Annotated in this window: 10 protein-coding genes; 7 read left to right on the forward strand and 3 right to left on the reverse strand. The window is 62.4% G+C overall.

Going from position 1 to position 16004, the window contains the following annotated elements; genetic code table 11:
* Window positions 1-177: 177 nt before the first annotated feature.
* The 3 genes from O9Z63_RS19910 to O9Z63_RS19920 all read left to right on the forward strand — a co-directional run bounded on the left by O9Z63_RS19910 (window position 178) and on the right by O9Z63_RS19920 (window position 4549).
* Window positions 178-2781, forward strand: a complete 2604-nt coding sequence (locus O9Z63_RS19910) for an erythromycin esterase family protein (RefSeq protein ID WP_270127171.1) — start codon at window positions 178-180, stop codon at window positions 2779-2781.
* Between the two features lie 83 nt (window positions 2782-2864).
* Window positions 2865-3983: a radical SAM protein gene (locus O9Z63_RS19915; RefSeq protein WP_270127173.1), complete on the forward strand. Its 1119-nt coding sequence runs from the start codon at window positions 2865-2867 to the stop codon at window positions 3981-3983.
* A gap of 80 nt (window positions 3984-4063) precedes the next feature.
* Window positions 4064-4549 carry a hypothetical protein gene (locus O9Z63_RS19920; protein ID WP_270127174.1) on the forward strand — a complete coding sequence of 162 codons (486 nt, stop codon included), beginning with the start codon at window positions 4064-4066 and terminating at the stop codon, window positions 4547-4549.
* 20 nt (window positions 4550-4569) lie between these two features.
* Here the strand turns inward: O9Z63_RS19920 and O9Z63_RS19925 are convergent, their stop codons facing one another.
* On the reverse strand, window positions 4570-5649 hold the full coding sequence (locus O9Z63_RS19925; RefSeq protein WP_270127175.1) for a lysylphosphatidylglycerol synthase transmembrane domain-containing protein: 1080 nt from the start codon (window positions 5647-5649) through the stop codon (window positions 4570-4572).
* A 311-nt stretch (window positions 5650-5960) separates the two neighbouring features.
* Here O9Z63_RS19925 and dxs point away from each other — a divergent pair, with 311 nt between their 5' ends.
* Window positions 5961-7895 carry a 1-deoxy-D-xylulose-5-phosphate synthase gene (gene dxs / locus O9Z63_RS19930; protein ID WP_270127176.1) on the forward strand — a complete coding sequence of 645 codons (1935 nt, stop codon included), beginning with the start codon at window positions 5961-5963 and terminating at the stop codon, window positions 7893-7895.
* 76 nt (window positions 7896-7971) lie between these two features.
* On the opposite strand, the gene O9Z63_RS19935 is transcribed toward dxs, so the two are convergent.
* Entirely contained in the window at window positions 7972-11451 is a 3480-nt protein-coding gene (locus O9Z63_RS19935; RefSeq protein WP_270127177.1) for a PAS domain S-box protein, read from the reverse strand.
* 336 nt (window positions 11452-11787) lie between these two features.
* Between O9Z63_RS19935 and O9Z63_RS19940 the strand changes: the two genes are divergently transcribed.
* The 3 genes from O9Z63_RS19940 to O9Z63_RS19950 all read left to right on the forward strand — a co-directional run bounded on the left by O9Z63_RS19940 (window position 11788) and on the right by O9Z63_RS19950 (window position 14753).
* Window positions 11788-12321, forward strand: coding sequence for a YceI family protein (locus O9Z63_RS19940; RefSeq protein ID WP_270127178.1), 534 nt, complete (start codon window positions 11788-11790; stop codon window positions 12319-12321).
* 234 nt (window positions 12322-12555) lie between these two features.
* Window positions 12556-13308 carry an alpha/beta fold hydrolase gene (locus tag O9Z63_RS19945; RefSeq protein ID WP_270127179.1) on the forward strand — a complete coding sequence of 251 codons (753 nt, stop codon included), beginning with the start codon at window positions 12556-12558 and terminating at the stop codon, window positions 13306-13308.
* Window positions 13309-13520: 212 nt separating this feature from the next.
* The gene (locus tag O9Z63_RS19950) at window positions 13521-14753 is read left to right on the forward strand and encodes an isocitrate dehydrogenase (NADP(+)) (protein WP_270127180.1); all 1233 of its coding nucleotides are present in this window, start codon (window positions 13521-13523) and stop codon (window positions 14751-14753) included.
* Window positions 14754-14848: 95 nt separating this feature from the next.
* Here the strand turns inward: O9Z63_RS19950 and O9Z63_RS19955 are convergent, their stop codons facing one another.
* Window positions 14849-16003, reverse strand: a complete 1155-nt coding sequence (locus O9Z63_RS19955; protein ID WP_270127181.1) for a TonB family protein — start codon at window positions 16001-16003, stop codon at window positions 14849-14851.
* Between the last annotated feature and the right edge of the window lies 1 nt (window position 16004).

Consider the following 16004-nt stretch of genomic DNA (forward strand, 5'->3'; position numbering starts at 1 on the left):
TGCGGAAGGGCTTTTTTGTTTTCAGGCCTCTCGGATGGCGCTGTTGCCGGTGCGCTAGGTGTAGGTGTAGCTACCTGCACCTTAGCAGTCAGGTAGCTGATAGTATAGTGGAGAGTATCCGGAATAGCTTATGTAGTTTGGCGGCAGAATTATTACTCCCTGAATTACTTGATTGTTATGCCTGTGAATTTCCGGTTGCTGGCCGCCTGCTGCCTGCTCACCGCCGCTACGGCTCCGGCCCTGGCCCAACCCACAACCCCCGCCACCACGGCTCCGGCAGCCGCCCCGCTGCTCACCCATGCCATCCGCAGTATCAATCCCGCCGACACCGACTTCTCGGACCTGGAGTTTCTGCGCCAGGAAATTGGCGGGGCGCGGGTGGTGATGCTGGGCGAGCCCACCCATGGCGTGGGCACGGCCACTGAGGCCAAAATCCGGCTGATTCGGTTCCTGAAGGAACGAATGGGCTTTACCACGGTGGCCTTCGAAAGTGGCTTCTATGCCCTGGACCGTGCCGAGCGGGAAATCCAGCGGGGCGCGCCGGTACCGGCGGCCATTTCGGCCTCGGTGTATCCGGTCTGGACCCAGACGCAGGAGTTTCAGGCCATGCTGCCGCTGCTGGGCAAAGGCGGCTTGCGCGTCACCGGTTTCGACTCGCAGGTGAGTTGGAACGACGACGAGATGCTTGAGGAACTGGAAGTGTTCCTCAAGCCCGAAAAAGGTGCCGACGGCATTGCCTACGACTACCTCGACGAGTGCGTGAGCATGATGGGCGAGCATAACATCTTCCCACCCTCGCACCAGATTCTGCTCTTTGATATGCAGCTGGGGAAGGCCCGCAAGCTGCTGACCAAAGTAGCGGCCGGCCCCGATGCCCGGCGGCGGGAGCGGGCCACCTTCTGGCTGCAACAGGTACGCAGCCTGCAAGCTTTAGCGCACGATTACGCCACCAACGACCCGGCCGTGAAAGACTCCGCTGAGTTCAAGGCCAAAGACAGCAACGCCCGCGACGCCCAGATGGCCGATAACCTACTATGGTATCTGCGCCAGCACCCACAGGAAAAGGTGGTCTGCTGGGGCGCTATCGGGCACCTGGCCGGCAAAGTGATCGGACTGGAACAACCGGAGCTGCAGGAGTTCAAGCCCATGGGCCAGACCGTGAAAGCGGCGCTGGGCCCCGAGGCGGTGTATGTGCTCAGCACGCTGGCCGGCGGCGGCACCCACGGCTTCGGCTACTGGGGCAAGCACCAGCTGGTGCCACCGCCCGCCTCCGGTTCTCTGGAAGCCGACCTGCTTGCCCAGGGGCAGGACTACAGCTTCATTAGCCTCAAGCACGACGCGCCTAGCCGCCGCCTGACCACGCATGCATTCGAGTTTCTGCCGGTTGCCGGCCCTTGGAGCGAGGCCGTGGATGGGTTTCTGTTCCTGAAAACCATTGAGCCGCCGCACGCCGCTACGGGTATTGTCGCGGATGCTACACCAGCGGCGGCCGAAACACCCGCCAACCAGCCGCCGGGCCGGTTGGGCCAGCAGAATGCCGCTACCCAGCGCCCCGTTGCCAAAACCGGCGCGGCTTTCCCTCTCAGCGGTGTGGTGCTCGACCGCAAAACCGGGCAGCCAGTGCCCTTTGCCACGGTGGCCGTGCCCGCCCGCAGCGCCGGTACCGTGACGGATGCGCAGGGCCGGTTCCGGCTGGAAGTGCGCCGGGGTGAGTTGGTGCAGATCAGCAGCATCGGCTACGAGCCGGCTACGCTGGTGGCGGCAGCTGGTTCCGCGCTGCAGGTGCGCCTCGCGCCGGCTGCTTTTGCTTTGGCCGATGTGCGCGTGAGTGCCCAGTCGCAGGACCCGAAGCGGATTATGAAAAAGGTGATTAAGGCTGCGGAAACCAACTACGAGCGGCAGGATTACACCCAGCAGGCCTACACCCGGCGGCGGGCCATCAACTTTGATACGCTACGAAGCGACGTGGAGTATACCAGTCAGCTATGGACTCCAGCTGGTTATCATAACTGGGGTGGCGGCTTTCTGATGATGGAGCCAACACCAATCGAACAGGTGCAGCAGAAGAACGATCTGGCTCAGGTAGTTTCCGCTACGCGACCTGCTACTCTTGAGGAAGGCGGCCATGGGTTTGCGGGCGGCTTCGATCCAGTGCGTATTTCGCCATTGTTCAAGAACAGTATGCTGGGCAAGTACCAGCTGCGCCTGGATACTATTGAGCAACGTGACGGGCAATCGGTATACGTGATTCGCTTCGCGGCCAAGCGCGCTAGCCACCGGGCTACTGGTATGTATCTGACGGCAGGCTACTCCGGTCGGGTTTATGTGCGCCAGGACAATTACGCGGTAGTACGCTACGAAGCCTTGTGGCAGGATGATACCATCCAAAACAACTCGATTGCGCGCAAATACTATGGTCGGGGCAATACGATTGCCCGCCTCTACGACCGGGTGTATACGACAAGTCGCACGACCCATGTGGTCATGTATCAGCAGGCGGTAAATGGCCGGTACTATGCGGCTGGCAGTATTGCCCAAGCTGCTTCTATCGGACGCGTGCTGGGCAATTCTCCCTTCCACGGTCAGCTGACCTGCGAGGTATACTTCACGCCCCCCAAGTTGGTAAATGCGGCTGAAATACCGGATCCGAAGCTAAAGGGTGACTTGGGTGGTGGTGGCCGTTGGCAGCTCGCCAAAGTGCCTTACCGCCCTGAGTTCTGGCAAACCTACCAGCGCCCCGTGCCCGCCGAGCCGGCCCCGACGCTGGAGGCGGGCAAGTAAGCATCCGCCGGCAGACTGGTTGCCGGACGGCCGTATATTGCCTGATGGCAGCAGTGCAGTTGCCCAACCTCAGGGCTCTTTTTATGGCTTTTTCCCTCCGCAACGCGTTTCAGGTGGCCGCTACGTCGGCCGAGCTGGCCCACTTCCGGCAGGCGGCCTGGCGGCTGTACCAGCCCGCCGTACCGGTGCCGGTGCAGGCGTTTGGGCAGGCGTGGCAGCTGCGGCCGGGCCTCACATTTACGCCGTTTGCCAACGCAGTGCGCTGCAATGCGCACTGCGCTTTCTGCTCGGAAGAGTTGCAGCGCGACGCCGACCACCGCCTCACGGCCAAGCGTCTGATTGATGACTACCCGGCGTATTTCAAGCGGTTGGCCGATGTGCTGCGGCCTTTTCGGGGCTTTCCGCTGGGGTTGAGTTTGTCGGGTCTGGAGGCGACGGCCGAGCCGCGCTGGCTGCGCGACCTGCTGGTTTGCCTGCGCGGGCTGGAGCAGGAGGGCGTAGTGTTTGACGAGAAGGTGCTCTACACCAACGGTAGCGGCCTGGCCACCAGCCCTGATCTGGGGTTGGCTTTGCAGGATTTCGGGCTGACCCGATTGGAACTCTCCCGCTGCCACCCCGACGAAGCAGTGAACCAAGGCATCATGCGCTTCAACCGCAACCAGCCCATCCGGCACAACGCCGTGTACGAGGCCACCGTGCGGTGGCTGCACGCGCATTTGGCTATCAAAAACTCGTGCATCCTCACCCGCGCTGGCGTGGCCACGTTGCCTGATGTAGAGCAATATTTGGCGTGGGCGGCTGGGTTGGGGGTGCGACAGGTGGTGTTCCGGGAGCTGAGCCGGCTGGAAGGTAGCTATCTGCCTAACGTGTTTACGGAGTGGATTGAAGCCCAGCGGGTGCCCATCGAGCCCCTGCTGGCGGCCGTGGTACCCTCGCTGGAAAACCCGCGGGCCGGCTGGCAGTATGCGGGCAGCACCTTCGGATACTATTATTATAACGAGCACTACCGCTATCAGGGCCTTGATGTCATCTTCGAAACCTCCAGTTATCCCGCCCTGCAGGCCGCTACCGCCACGGATGTCGTGCAGAAGCTTATCCTGCACTCCGACGGCACGCTTTCCGGCGACTGGGACCCGCAAAGCCGGGTATTGAGCTGTATGGCGGCCCCGCAGATTGTGGAGACCTTGTCAGACAAAGCGTAAGCGGGCCAGGGAAGCGCGGCAAATCCAGCCGCCCGCCTCTGCCGACTCTCTGCAACCCAAGCTGATTTTATTTCTTCTCGATGACGGCCACCCACGAACAACGTTATCTGCGCACGCTCCACGAGCTGGTGGCGGCGGGGATAGTATTTGGGGTGCTAGGCACGTTTGCGCTGCGCTGCCAGGTGCCCGCGCTTCCGCGCCGTCTGGTGGCCGACTGCGACATTCAACTGCCGTTCGAAGTCGGTAACCTGACCCGGCTGGTGTGCTGCCTGCAGGCGGCTGGCTGGGAGGTGAGAATGTGGGACGAGCCGGTGGCGCTGCCGCTGTCGGCCGGGCAACTGGCTGGAAAATATTATCTGCGCGCCCGAAAAGCCGGGGCCATCCTCGACTGCACCTACGAAAACGCGCTCCTGGGCTGGCCCGAATTCTGGGCGCGCTGCCACTGGCAGCAAGGGCTGCCGTTGCTGGATAAAGAAGCCGTGTTGCGGCAAAAAGCCTTGGTCAACCGTCCGGCCGACCGGCGGGTACTTCGCTGGATGCAGCAGGCCCGCAGCTCGGCCAAGTAATGGAATGGCTGGCTACAAGGCTATAGCACCTGCTCCGCCTTCCTCTTGCCGTAGATGCGCGTCACCCAGCGGGGCAGGAACACCGCGCCCAGCACCAAGTAGAGGTAGTACGTGACGATGCGGTAGAGCAGCACCATGAAGTTGGTCATGGTGGCCGTGCCGATGAACTTGCCGAAGAACGTGGGAAACGCGCCCTCGGCAATGCCCGCGCCGCCGGGCGTAATGGCAATCAGCAGGATGACTTTGTAAGTGAGGTTGCGGCCGAAAATCAGCCAGAACTCCGGCCAGCTCACGTCGATAAACGCCGCAATCAGGCAGCCGATAACCAGGTAGCGGGCCGTCCAGACGAAGGCCGTGCTGAGGGCCGCGCGCAGCCAGTAGGCGCGGCCGTTGTTGCGCAGCTCCCCCGAGGCCAGCACCATTTCGTTGCCCATCTTATAGGCCTTGTTGCGCCAGCGGCGCAGGCCGCGCATCGAAAACAGCCGCACCAGCAGCCGCTTCACCGACTGCGGATTGATGAAGATGGCATACAGCATCAGCAGCGCGTACACCGTCACGAACACGTAGCTCAATATAAACCCGATGCGCAGCGTGGCCACTAGCCCGCCCTGCAGGGCCTCGTGCGGATACAGCGCGTCGCCCCCGATGAGCACCACCAGCGGCACGGCCAGCACATAATACAGGTTGTCGAGCATGGCCGTGGCCATGATGTAGGCCACCGATTTGCCCAGCGGAATGCCCTCCTTGTGCAGCAGCACCGGCGCCACGGCCGTGCCGCCCACCGCCGAGGGCAGCACGCATGACGAGAATTCCCAGAGCATAATCACATCGAGGGCGGCGCGCCAGCTCAGCACCCGCTGGGTGAGGTAGCGGATGCGGTACACGTAGCCGGCGTCGCGGGCCACCAGCACCACCAGCATCAGCAGCAGCCAGAGCGGCTTGGCGTTTGCCAGGGGGGCCAAGTCGCCGGGCTTGTAGCTGCGCCAGAACATGAAGCCCACCACGCTCAGGCCGATGAGCACCGGCAGCACAATCCGCGAGGGGCGGAGCTTGTCGAGCAGCTGCTGGTCTTCGGACTGGGTTTCGGTTAGCTGGGGCATCGGAAACGGAAAACGGGTGGGTCGGGTAAAGGTACGGATTTGGGTAGGGGAGCGGTGGTAGAATAAATGACCGGCGGCAGTAGCGCGAACTTTGTAGTTCGCGTCCCCGCGCCGTTCGGACAGTTGCAACGGCGCGGAGGCGCGAACTACAAAGTTCGCGCTACTACCGCCCGCTGCTCCCCACATCAACCGCCGGAACGGAAAACCCGTAACTTTGTCTGCGGCACTCCCTGCGGAAGGCAGAAACCATAACCTTCTGCTTCCGTTACCTGTTGCCACGCTACTAATATCCCTTTTCCTACCCCCGAAGCATGATTGTCGAACCTGGTGCCCTGCTGGCGGAAATCAACTCGCCCGACGACCTGAAAAAGCTCAGCCCCGACCAGTTGGTGCAGGTGAGCCAGGAGCTGCGGCAATTTATTGTGGACACCGTCTCGATTTACGGCGGCCATTTCGGGGCCTCACTCGGGGTGGTGGAGCTGTCGGTGGCGTTGCACTACGTGTTCAACACGCCCTACGACCAGTTGGTGTGGGACGTGGGACACCAGGCTTACGGCCACAAAATCCTCACCGGCCGCCGCGACCGGTTCCCGACGAATCGCCGCTACCACGGCATGTCGGGCTTTCCCAAGCGCAGCGAAAGTGAGTACGACGCCTTCGGGGTGGGCCACAGCAGCACCAGCATCGGGGCGGCGCTGGGCATGGCCGTGGCTTCCGACTATAAGAAGGAGTTCGACCGCCAGCATATTGCCGTGATTGGTGATGGCGCCATGACGGCCGGTATGGCCTTCGAGGCCCTGAACCACGCCGGCGTGGCCAACTCCAACCTGCTGGTCATCCTCAACGACAACTGCATGAGCATCGACCCCAACGTGGGCGCGCTCAAGGAATACCTCACCGACATCACCACCTCCCGCACTTACAACAAGGTGCGCGACGAGCTGTGGAACGTGCTGGGCAAGCTCAGCAAGTTCGGCCCCAACCCCCAGCAGATTGCCCGCAAGGTGGAGTCGGCCATGAAGGCCACGCTGCTCAAGCAGAGCAACCTGTTCGAGGCCCTAAACTTCCGCTACTTCGGCCCCGTGGACGGGCACGATGTGCAGCACCTGGCCACCATCCTGCAGGACCTCAAGAGCATTCCGGGCCCCAAAATCCTGCACTGCGTGACGGTGAAGGGCAAGGGCTATGCGCTGGCCGAGAAAGACCAGACCCTGTGGCACGCCCCCGGCCTGTTCGACAAGGTGACGGGCGAAATCCACACCAAGACCTACGAGAAGCCCCAGCCGCCCAAGTACCAGGATGTGTTCGGGCACACCATCGTGGAGCTGGCCGAGCAGAACGACAAAATCATGGGCGTGACGCCGGCCATGCCTTCGGGCTGCTCGCTGAACATCATGATGAAGGCCATGCCCGACCGCGCCTTCGACGTGGGCATTGCCGAGCAGCACGCCGTGACCTTCTCGGCCGGCCTTGCCACGCAAGGGCTAGTGCCGTTCTGCAACATCTACTCCTCGTTCATGCAGCGCGCCTACGACCAGGTGCTGCACGACGTGGCCCTGCAGAAGCTGCACGTGGTATTCTGCCTTGACCGCGCCGGTTTTGCCGGTGCCGACGGCCCTACCCACCACGGCTGCTACGACTTGGCCTACATGCGCTGCATCCCGAACATGGTGGTATCGGCCCCCATGAACGAGGAGGAGCTGCGCAACCTGATGTACACGGCCACCCTGCCCGAAAACGCCGGCCCGTTCAGCATCCGCTACCCCCGCGGCGAAGGCGTGATGCCGGAGTGGCGCAAGCCGCTGAAGAAAATTACCGTGGGCACTGGCCGCGTGGTGCGCGAGGGCGAAGGCGTGGCGGTGCTCAGCATCGGCCACATCGGCAACTACGCCGTGAAAGCCACCCAGCAGCTCGCCGCCGAAGGCCTCAACCCCGGCCACTACGACATGCGCTTCTGTAAGCCGCTGGACGAAGAAATGATGCACCACATCTGCCGCCAGTATAAGGCCCTCGTGACGGTGGAGGATGGCTGCCTGCCCGGCGGCTTCGGCACGGCCGTGCTGGAGTTCATGGCCGACCACGGCTATTCCCTGCCCGTGAAACGCCTCGGCATTCCGGACCGCATTGTAGAGCACGGCACCCAGGACGAGCTCTACAAAGAGTGCGGCTTCGACGCCGCCGGTATTGCCGCCGCCCTGCGCGAGATGAGCGGGAAGGTGGTAGCCGCTGCGCCGGTGTTGGTGTAATCCTCAACCGAATGAGCATAGAAAAGCCCCGCCGGATTCGTCCGGCGGGGCTTTTTCACTTAATGGGTTAGAGTGCCTACTCCAGTTCCGGCTGCAGCGTTTGCAGCTCCAGCTGCATCTGCCAGATCAGCTCCTGCAGCTGGGCTACCACCTGCTCGACCAGCTGCGGCAGGTGTTCCGCATCGAACGGGGTGCGCCAGGTATCGAGCTCGACAACCAGCGGCAGCAGGCGGTACACCTGCAGGTGGTCGAGGCTGGGCTTGAGCTTGTGTGCCGCCATGCGGATCTGTAGGATGTCCTGCTCGGCAATGGCCGTCCGTAGCTCCTCAACGGCTTCGCGGCAGCTTTCGATGAACGATTCCAGCATCAGGATGGTGAACGACACGTCGTTCTGCCCGATCTGGCGCACGATGTCGAGGTTGTAGAGCGTGCCCGGGCCCGCCATAGTGGCCGCCGCCGCAGAGGGCAGCTCAACCGCCTCGGGCAGCTGCTCGCCCAGCGTCCAGAGGCAAAGTACTTTCAGCAGGTCGTCTTCCTGGAAAGGTTTGGCCAGGTAGTCGTTCATGCCGGCGTGCAGGCACTTTTCCCGCTCGCCTTTCACGGCATTTGCCGTGAGGGCAATGATTGGGGTGCGCAGGCGCAGGTGCTGGCGCAGGTAGGCCGTGGCTTCCAGGCCATTCATCACGGGCATCTGCACGTCCATCAGCACGGCGTCGAAGGAGTAGTGGCGCGCCAGCTCCACAGCTTCGGCGCCGTTTTCGGCCTCCTGCACCTGCAGGCCGGCATTGTGCAGAAAGCCTTTCGCAATCTGGCGGTTGAAGTGGTTGTCTTCGACCAACAGCACCCGCTGGCCGCGCAGCTTCTCCCGGACACCGGCCGTGATGAGCGTTTTGCGCGGCAGGTCCTGGGTTGTGCCAATGGGCAGCCGCAGCCGGAACTGGCTGTTGGTGCCGCGGTGCTTCTGGCTATCGATGCTGATTTCGCCGCCCATCAATTGCACAAGCTGCCGGCTGATGCTCAAACCCAGGCCGGTGCCGCCGAAGCGGCGCGTCACTGACGGATCTTCCTGGCTGAAGTCCTTGAAGATATCAACCAGATACTCGGCATCGATGCCAATGCCGGTGTCGGCCACGGACCATTGCAGCTCTACGTGAGTATCGTCGGCGCAGGCCTGCGTGCACGTAATCGTGACGGAGCCTTTTTCGGTGAACTTGATGGAGTTGCCGGCTAGGTTGAGCAGCACCTGCGTGATGCGGTAGGGGTCGCCGAGCAATACGGCGGGCAGCCGCTCATCCAGCACCACCCGAAACACAAGGCCTTTTTCCTCGGCCTTGAAGTGCAGACTTTTCTCCACCTGCAGCAGCAGCTCGGCCAGGCTGAAGCCGATCCGCTCAATATGCAGCTGACTGGCCCCGATTTTCGACAAGTCCAGAATGTCGTTGAGAATGACCAGTAGATTCTCGCCGGAGGTTTCGATGGCCTGCAGATAGGTGTGCTGCACCGTGTCGAGCGGCGTCTTGGCCAGCAGCTGGCCCATGCCCAGAATGGCGTTCATGGGCGTGCGGATTTCGTGGCTCATGTTGGCCAGAAAAAGCTCCTTGGCCCGGGCCGAATCCTCGGCCTGCTCCTTGGCGGCCCGCAGATTGAGTTCCAGCGCTTTCTGGTGTGTGATGTCGAGCACGATGGCAATGCTGCCGTACACTTGGCGGTCTTCGTCGTAGAGCGGGGCCGCGCTTACCAGCAGCCACTTCAGCTCGCCGGCGCTGTCGGTGATGGAAATTTCATACGTCTCCGACTCGCCCCGCCGGCGCCGCTGGTCGCGCTGCCGCGCCTGGGCCACATCTTCGGGCGTCATCAGCCGGTCGATGGTGTGGTGCTCGTTGAAGGAGGCGCGGTCGTAGCCGGTGATGTCGCTGAACGCTTGGTTGACGAACAGCACGCGCCGGTCGAGGTCCATCTCCACCAGGCCCATGTTCATGTTCTCGATGATGCCCCGGTACTTTTCCTCGCGCTGGCGCAGGGCGTCGTCGTTGCGCTTGCGCTCCGTAATGTCCTGAAACTTCCACAGGTGCCCGATATAGCGCTCCGCCACATAAATCGGCACAAAGTCGCCCTGAATAACGTGCCCGTTGGCCAACTCAAACAGCTCGGCCGTGAGCAGCTGCCGCTCCCGCACGATGGTGGCGTAGCGCTGTGCAAAGGCCTCGGGGTGCCGGAACTGGTGTTGCATGCGCTGCCCCAGCAGGCGCGTGTTGTAGCCTACCAGCTGGTCGGGCGTAGTGTTGAGGGCGAATATCTGGCACAGGGCGTCATTGGCCAGCACCACCTGCTGGTGCTCGTCTTCCAGCAGAATGCCTTCCTGGAAGTTGGCAATGGTGGTGGAGAAGCGCAGCATACTGGCTTCCAGCGCCAGCGTGGTTTCCTTCACCGCCGAAATATCGGTGTGCACCCCAGTCATGGTGCGGGGCTGGCCCTGGGCGTCGCGCTGCGTGATGAGGCCGCGGGTGAGCACCCACTTGTAGCTACCGTCGCGGCAGCGTAGGCGCCGCTCCACGGAGTAGAGGGGTTTTTCGCCCCGCAGGTAGGCATCTGCCGCCTCCAGGCTCAGGGCGCGGTCGGCGGGGTGTACGTGCTGCTCCCAGCTGGCCGGCAGCGGCTCGGGGCTGTCGGGCGTGTATCCCAGCATGGCGTGGTAGGCCTGCGAGAAGTATTCCTCGCCGGTAGCGTAGTCGAATTCCCAAGCTCCATCGCCAAACCGTTCCATGGCCTGGCGCCAGCGCTGCTCCTGGTTGTACACGGCTTCTTCGGCCTGCTTGAGCGGAGTGATATCCGTGAGCAGGCCGCTGTAGAGCGCGCCGGTGGCGTCGGTGCCGGACAGCTGGGCACTGGCCCGCAGCCAGCGCACCGGCTGCCCCGGTACCAGCAGTCGGCCCTCGAAGGCGAAGGGCTCACCCAGGCTGCGGGTGCGGCTGGCGGCCCGGCGCCAGCGGTACGCATCAGTGGGGTGCAGCAGGTGGGGCAGCGTGTGGGCATGCTGCGGGCCAAGCCCAAACAGCGGCTCCAGCTGCGAGCTGACGTAGCGCAGGCCCGCCGTCGGGCCCTGGCCCTCGCGCCACTGAAACAGCACGCCCGGTGCCTGCCCAGCCAGATAGCTCAGGCGGGCTTCCTGCTCCTGCTGCTCGCCGGTAGGGGCCGAAGCCGGGGGCAAAACTTCCAGCAGCCCCAGCAGCCCCGCCTCATGCGGTGCTAGTTTCAGCCGCACCGGTACGTAGCCGCCGGTGGCCTGCCGCAGCTCCAGCGTGTAGTGGAGCGGCTGCGCGCCGGCCAGCTGCTGTTGAAACGCCGCCGGGGAGACACCAGCGCCGGCCAGGCCTTCCCGCAGCAGAGCCGCCACGGCGGGCACCTCGGCCACGCCCGTGAGGCGCCCGAAACCTGCGCTGGCCCAGCGTACCTGCCCGTCAGGCGACAGCAGAATAAGGGCGTCGAAGAGGCTTTCCAGCAGCGCAAAGGAAGAACGGCCGGTTTCGGAAAGGAAGCTGGGCGGGATGGAATTCACAGAAGCAGCAGAGCATATTGGTGACGTGCCAGAGCTCGTCAGGAACGGGAGTAAGTTACTATAACTTACGATTTCCGGCCCTCGTCAGCCTAGCTTCACTGCCCGGGGCGCCGCCAGGTATAGGAGTGGAGGTAGCTGAACCATTGCGCCCGCCCCGGCTCTGTAGTCAGCCCGGAAGCTAGGAGAAAACGACAGTGAGCCTGAGAAAAAAAATAGTCGTGTAGATACACGTATGTATGTACATTGTTTATACCTTTGATTTGTTGCTGGCGGCCACGGTGTCGTGGCCGCGGCGCAGGCGTCTTTCATAATTTTCCCTCTTTTTCACTTATTCGCATGGCAGCTACCCAGTGGGCTCTTGACCCAACGCACTCCGAAGTTCAGTTCAAAGTGAAGCACCTGGTGATTTCCACCGTAACGGGCTCGTTCAAGCAGTTTTCGGGGGAGGCAATCACTGAAGGCGACTCGTTCGACAACGCGCAGGTGAAGTTCACGGCCCAGATTGACAGCATCGACACCAACCAAGCCCAGCGCGACGAGCACCTGAAGAGCGCCGAGTTCTTCGACGCCGCCACGTATCCGGAGCTGTCGTTTGTGTCGACCTCGTTTGTGAAGGAGAGCGAAGGCGAATACAAGCTCACCGGCAACCTGACGCTGCACGGCGTTACGCAGCCTATCACGCTGGACGTGGAGTATGGCGGCCAGGCCGGCGACTTCTATGGCAACCAGAAAGCCGGCTTTGAAGTGAGCGGCAAGCTCAACCGCAAAGATTTCGGCCTGACCTGGAGCGGCATCACCGAGGCTGGCTCCATTGTGGTGAGCGACGAGGTGAAGCTGCTGGCCAGCCTGCAGTTTGCCAAGCAGGCCTAGCATCGCCTTTCTTATCCTCGGCCGCTGAGTCGGCACACCTACGGCCCGTTCAGTCGGGCTGCTCGGCGCGCAGAGGCTATCCTTTTGTTATTGTTATTGAAAGCGCCCGTTTCCGATTCCGGAAACGGGCGTTTTTATAGTTCGGCAGCCAGCACGCAACAGCCAACCTGCGTAAATGTGCGTACTTGTGCGCACCACAACCACTTGGCCGCTGGCAAGCGGCGGCATTCTTCTATGACTTCTCACCCTACTATTCTGTTCCTGCACGGCTTTGGCGAGTCGCGCGAGGTATGGACCGAATTCACTCGCGAATTCCCCGACGACCACCGCCTGCTGACCCTCAATCTGCCCGGCCACGGCACCAACGTGCACGATATCCGCGACTACAGCATGGAGGCGCAGGCCCGCTACGTGGCCGAGCAGTTACGCCAGAAAAGCGTCGACCGTGCCCTGCTGGTCTGCCACAGCATGGGCGGCTACGTGGCCCTGGCCTTTGCCGAGCGCTACCCCGAAATGGTGGCTGGCCTCGTGCTCTTCCACAGCACCGCCCTGCCCGATACCGACGAGAAAAAAGCGAACCGCGACAAGAACATGGACTTTGTGCGCCGCCACGGCGTCGAGAAGTTCATGGAGTCGTTTATCCGGCCGTTGTTTGCGCCTGCCAACCGCGAGCGGCTGTTGGAGCAGCGCGAGTTTCTGGAAGACATCGGCCGGGCCACGCCCGAAGCCACGGTGCTGGGCGCGCTGGAAGCCATGAAAAACCGCCCCGACCGCACGCAGGTGCTGCGCGATGCCCGGTTTCCGGTGCTCTTTATTGTGGGCAAAGAAGACGTGGCGGTGCCCACCGACAGCATGCTACCCCAGCTGGCGCTGCCGGCCCAGAGCCACGCCCTGCTGCTGAGCGACGTGGGACACCTCGGCTTCTTTGAGGAGCCCGACCTCACGCGCCGCGCCGTGCTGGACTTTGCGGGCGGCGTGTTCAGCTAGCCGAAAACCGGGCTAATTTGCCGGTCCGGCCAGGGCCGGGTGCGCACATCGTGGTAGCCCATATCTTTGCGGCGGCGCATAACCTGTAGTCGTGTCGGCGGTTACTGACCGATGCGGCCGTTGCTGAGGTCATTTCGGCCCTTGGCGCGCCGAAACCGTACGTACTGTCACTCCCGCACCGAACCGATTTACCACATATTCCCCTCTGACCCATGACCAAAATCAAAGTAGCAAACCCGGTAGTAGAGCTGGATGGCGATGAAATGACGCGCATCATCTGGAAGTTCATCAAGGACAAGCTGATTACGCCTTATCTGGAGCTCGATATCAAGTACTACGACCTCGGGATTGAGTACCGCGACGAAACCAACGACCAGGTAACCATCGACGCCGCTAATGCCATCAAGCAGTACGGCGTGGGCATCAAGTGCGCCACCATCACCCCCGACGAGGAGCGCGTGAAGGAGTTCAACCTGAAGCAGATGTGGAAGTCGCCGAACGGCACCATCCGCAACATCCTCGACGGCACCGTGTTCCGCGAGCCGATTGTGATGAACAACGTGCCGCGCCTCGTGCCCAACTGGACGGCCCCGATCTGCATCGGCCGCCACGCCTTCGGCGACCAGTACCGCGCCACCGACTTCGTGACCAAAGGCAAAGGCAAGCTGACCGTGACCTTCCAGCCCGAGGACGGCGGCGAGGCACAGTCGTTTGAGGTCTACAACTTCAAAGGCGACGGCGTAGCCCTGGCCATGTACAACACCGACGAGAGCATCCGCGGCTTCGCCCACGCCTGCTTCAACCAAGCCCTGAGCAAGGGCTGGCCGCTGTACCTGAGCACAAAGAATACCATCCTGAAAAAGTACGATGGCCGCTTCAAGGACATCTTCCAGGAGATTTATGAGCAGGACTACCTGGCCAAGTTCCAGGCCGCCGGCATCACCTACGAGCACCGTCTGATCGACGACATGGTGGCCTCTGCCCTGAAATGGAATGGCAACTTCGTGTGGGCCTGCAAAAACTACGACGGCGACGTGCAGTCTGACACCGTGGCCCAGGGCTTCGGCTCGCTCGGCCTGATGACCTCCGTACTGGTTACGCCCGACGGAGGCACGATGGAAGCCGAAGCCGCCCACGGCACTGTAACGCGCCACTACCGCGACCATCAGAAAGGCAAACCGACTTCGACCAACCCGATTGCGTCGATTTTCGCCTGGACGCGCGGCTTGGAGTTCCGCGGCAAGCTGGATAACAACCAGGAGCTGATTGACTTCTGCCACGCGCTGGAGCAGGTGTGCATCGAAACCGTGGAAAGCGGCAAGATGACCAAAGACCTCGCCGTCTGCATTCACGGCAACAAAGTGGAGCACGGCAAAGACTACCTCTACACAGAGGAGTTCCTGGCTGCGCTGGACGAGAATCTGAAAGCCAAGCTGGCCAAGTAAGTCAGTTTAGGCTTAAGGCTGAATAGCAAAAAAGCTCTTCCGGGTATCCGGAAGAGCTTTTTTGTGTGATGATAAGAATGGCTGAGGTGTTTTTTTCACTCCCGAATCTCGAACACCACCGGTAGCAAATAGTAGCTGCGTACCGGCTTGCCTTGCTCCAGCGCTGGAAACACGGGTGGCAGCAGAGTTGCTACGCGTAAGGCTTCTGCATCAAGCTCCGGCGATACTGGCCCGACCACCAAGGGCTGCTCCAGGCGGCCTGCTTCACTGACTTGCAGAAACAGCACCACTTTGCCCTGCCGCTGGTTGCGCAGTGCTTCCATGGGGTACTGCAGCCTCTGCGACATGGTTCTAAGTAGGGCTTCGGGCCCGCCCGGTACCGCAGGGCCTTCGTCGGGAAACAGCCGCAGCCCGGGAACGATGGACACGGTGCCACTGGCGGCGTCAAACTGCAGCGGAATCTGGATGTTGCTGGATACGTTTTTGCCCTTCAGCTGCCCCGGCACCCAGGCGGGAGCGTCGTTGAGCAGGCTGATGGCGGCGAAGCGCAGCGTGGGCATCAGGCGTGTAGCCTGCCCGTTCTGCAGGCCGATGCCGTTATCGGTGCCCACCTTGCTTACCTTGCCGTCGGCACCTACGGTTACATCTACCACGATGAGTCCGGAGGCCTGGGCCTGCTGAGCGTCTGCGGGGTATGCTACGGTTTTCAGGTACTCGGCCAAGGCTTCCTGTCCGCCCTGCAGGTGCGGGCTACGGCCTTCCTTAGCGGCCGGACGCGGGCCCGTGAGCAGCGGCGCCACCGGGGCCGTTGCTGCCGGCGCAGCTTCCGCGGGCACTCTGAACGCAATGGGCAGCGTGTAGGCTACTGCCACTGGGCGGCCGTTCTGCTTACCGGGCACGAAAGCCGGCAGCGCCTGCACGGCTCGCAACGCCTCGGCATCGAGCAGCGGGTGCACACTCTTGCTCACCTTCACGTCCTGTACCTGCCCCGACACGGCCACCACAAACGACACAAACACCTTGCCCTCCAACCCTTGCTGCAGCGCCTCCGCCGGGTACACTATCGTCTGGCCCAGCGTCCGGAACAGTGCGGGCTGGCCGCCCGGAAATTCGGGCATCTGCTCCACGTAGGTGTAGATTTTATTGACAACCTGCTCGGTGCCGGGGCGGGTAGGGGAGGCGGTTTGCGCCACGGCCGAAGCCGGGCCGCACAGGGCTATAAATGCAAGGGTACGGACTGCGGAATGCATG

Source organism: Hymenobacter yonginensis (genome assembly GCF_027625995.1).
GTDB lineage: Bacteria > Bacteroidota > Bacteroidia > Cytophagales > Hymenobacteraceae > Hymenobacter > Hymenobacter yonginensis.

Bases quoted from the DNA above. Each gene is read 5' to 3' on its own strand.
- O9Z63_RS19910 (WP_270127171.1), top strand. From the start codon at position 178: ATGCCTGTGAATTTCCGGTTGCTGGCCGCCTGCTGCCTGCTCACCGCC.
- O9Z63_RS19915 (WP_270127173.1), top strand. From the start codon at position 2,865: ATGGCTTTTTCCCTCCGCAACGCGTTTCAGGTGGCCGCTACGTCGGCC.
- O9Z63_RS19920 (WP_270127174.1), top strand. From the start codon at position 4,064: ATGACGGCCACCCACGAACAACGTTATCTGCGCACGCTCCACGAGCTG.
- O9Z63_RS19925 (WP_270127175.1), bottom strand. From the start codon at position 5,649: ATGCCCCAGCTAACCGAAACCCAGTCCGAAGACCAGCAGCTGCTCGAC.
- dxs (WP_270127176.1), top strand. From the start codon at position 5,961: ATGATTGTCGAACCTGGTGCCCTGCTGGCGGAAATCAACTCGCCCGAC.
- O9Z63_RS19940 (WP_270127178.1), top strand. From the start codon at position 11,788: ATGGCAGCTACCCAGTGGGCTCTTGACCCAACGCACTCCGAAGTTCAG.
- O9Z63_RS19945 (WP_270127179.1), top strand. From the start codon at position 12,556: ATGACTTCTCACCCTACTATTCTGTTCCTGCACGGCTTTGGCGAGTCG.
- O9Z63_RS19950 (WP_270127180.1), top strand. From the start codon at position 13,521: ATGACCAAAATCAAAGTAGCAAACCCGGTAGTAGAGCTGGATGGCGAT.
- O9Z63_RS19955 (WP_270127181.1), bottom strand. From the start codon at position 16,003: ATGCATTCCGCAGTCCGTACCCTTGCATTTATAGCCCTGTGCGGCCCG.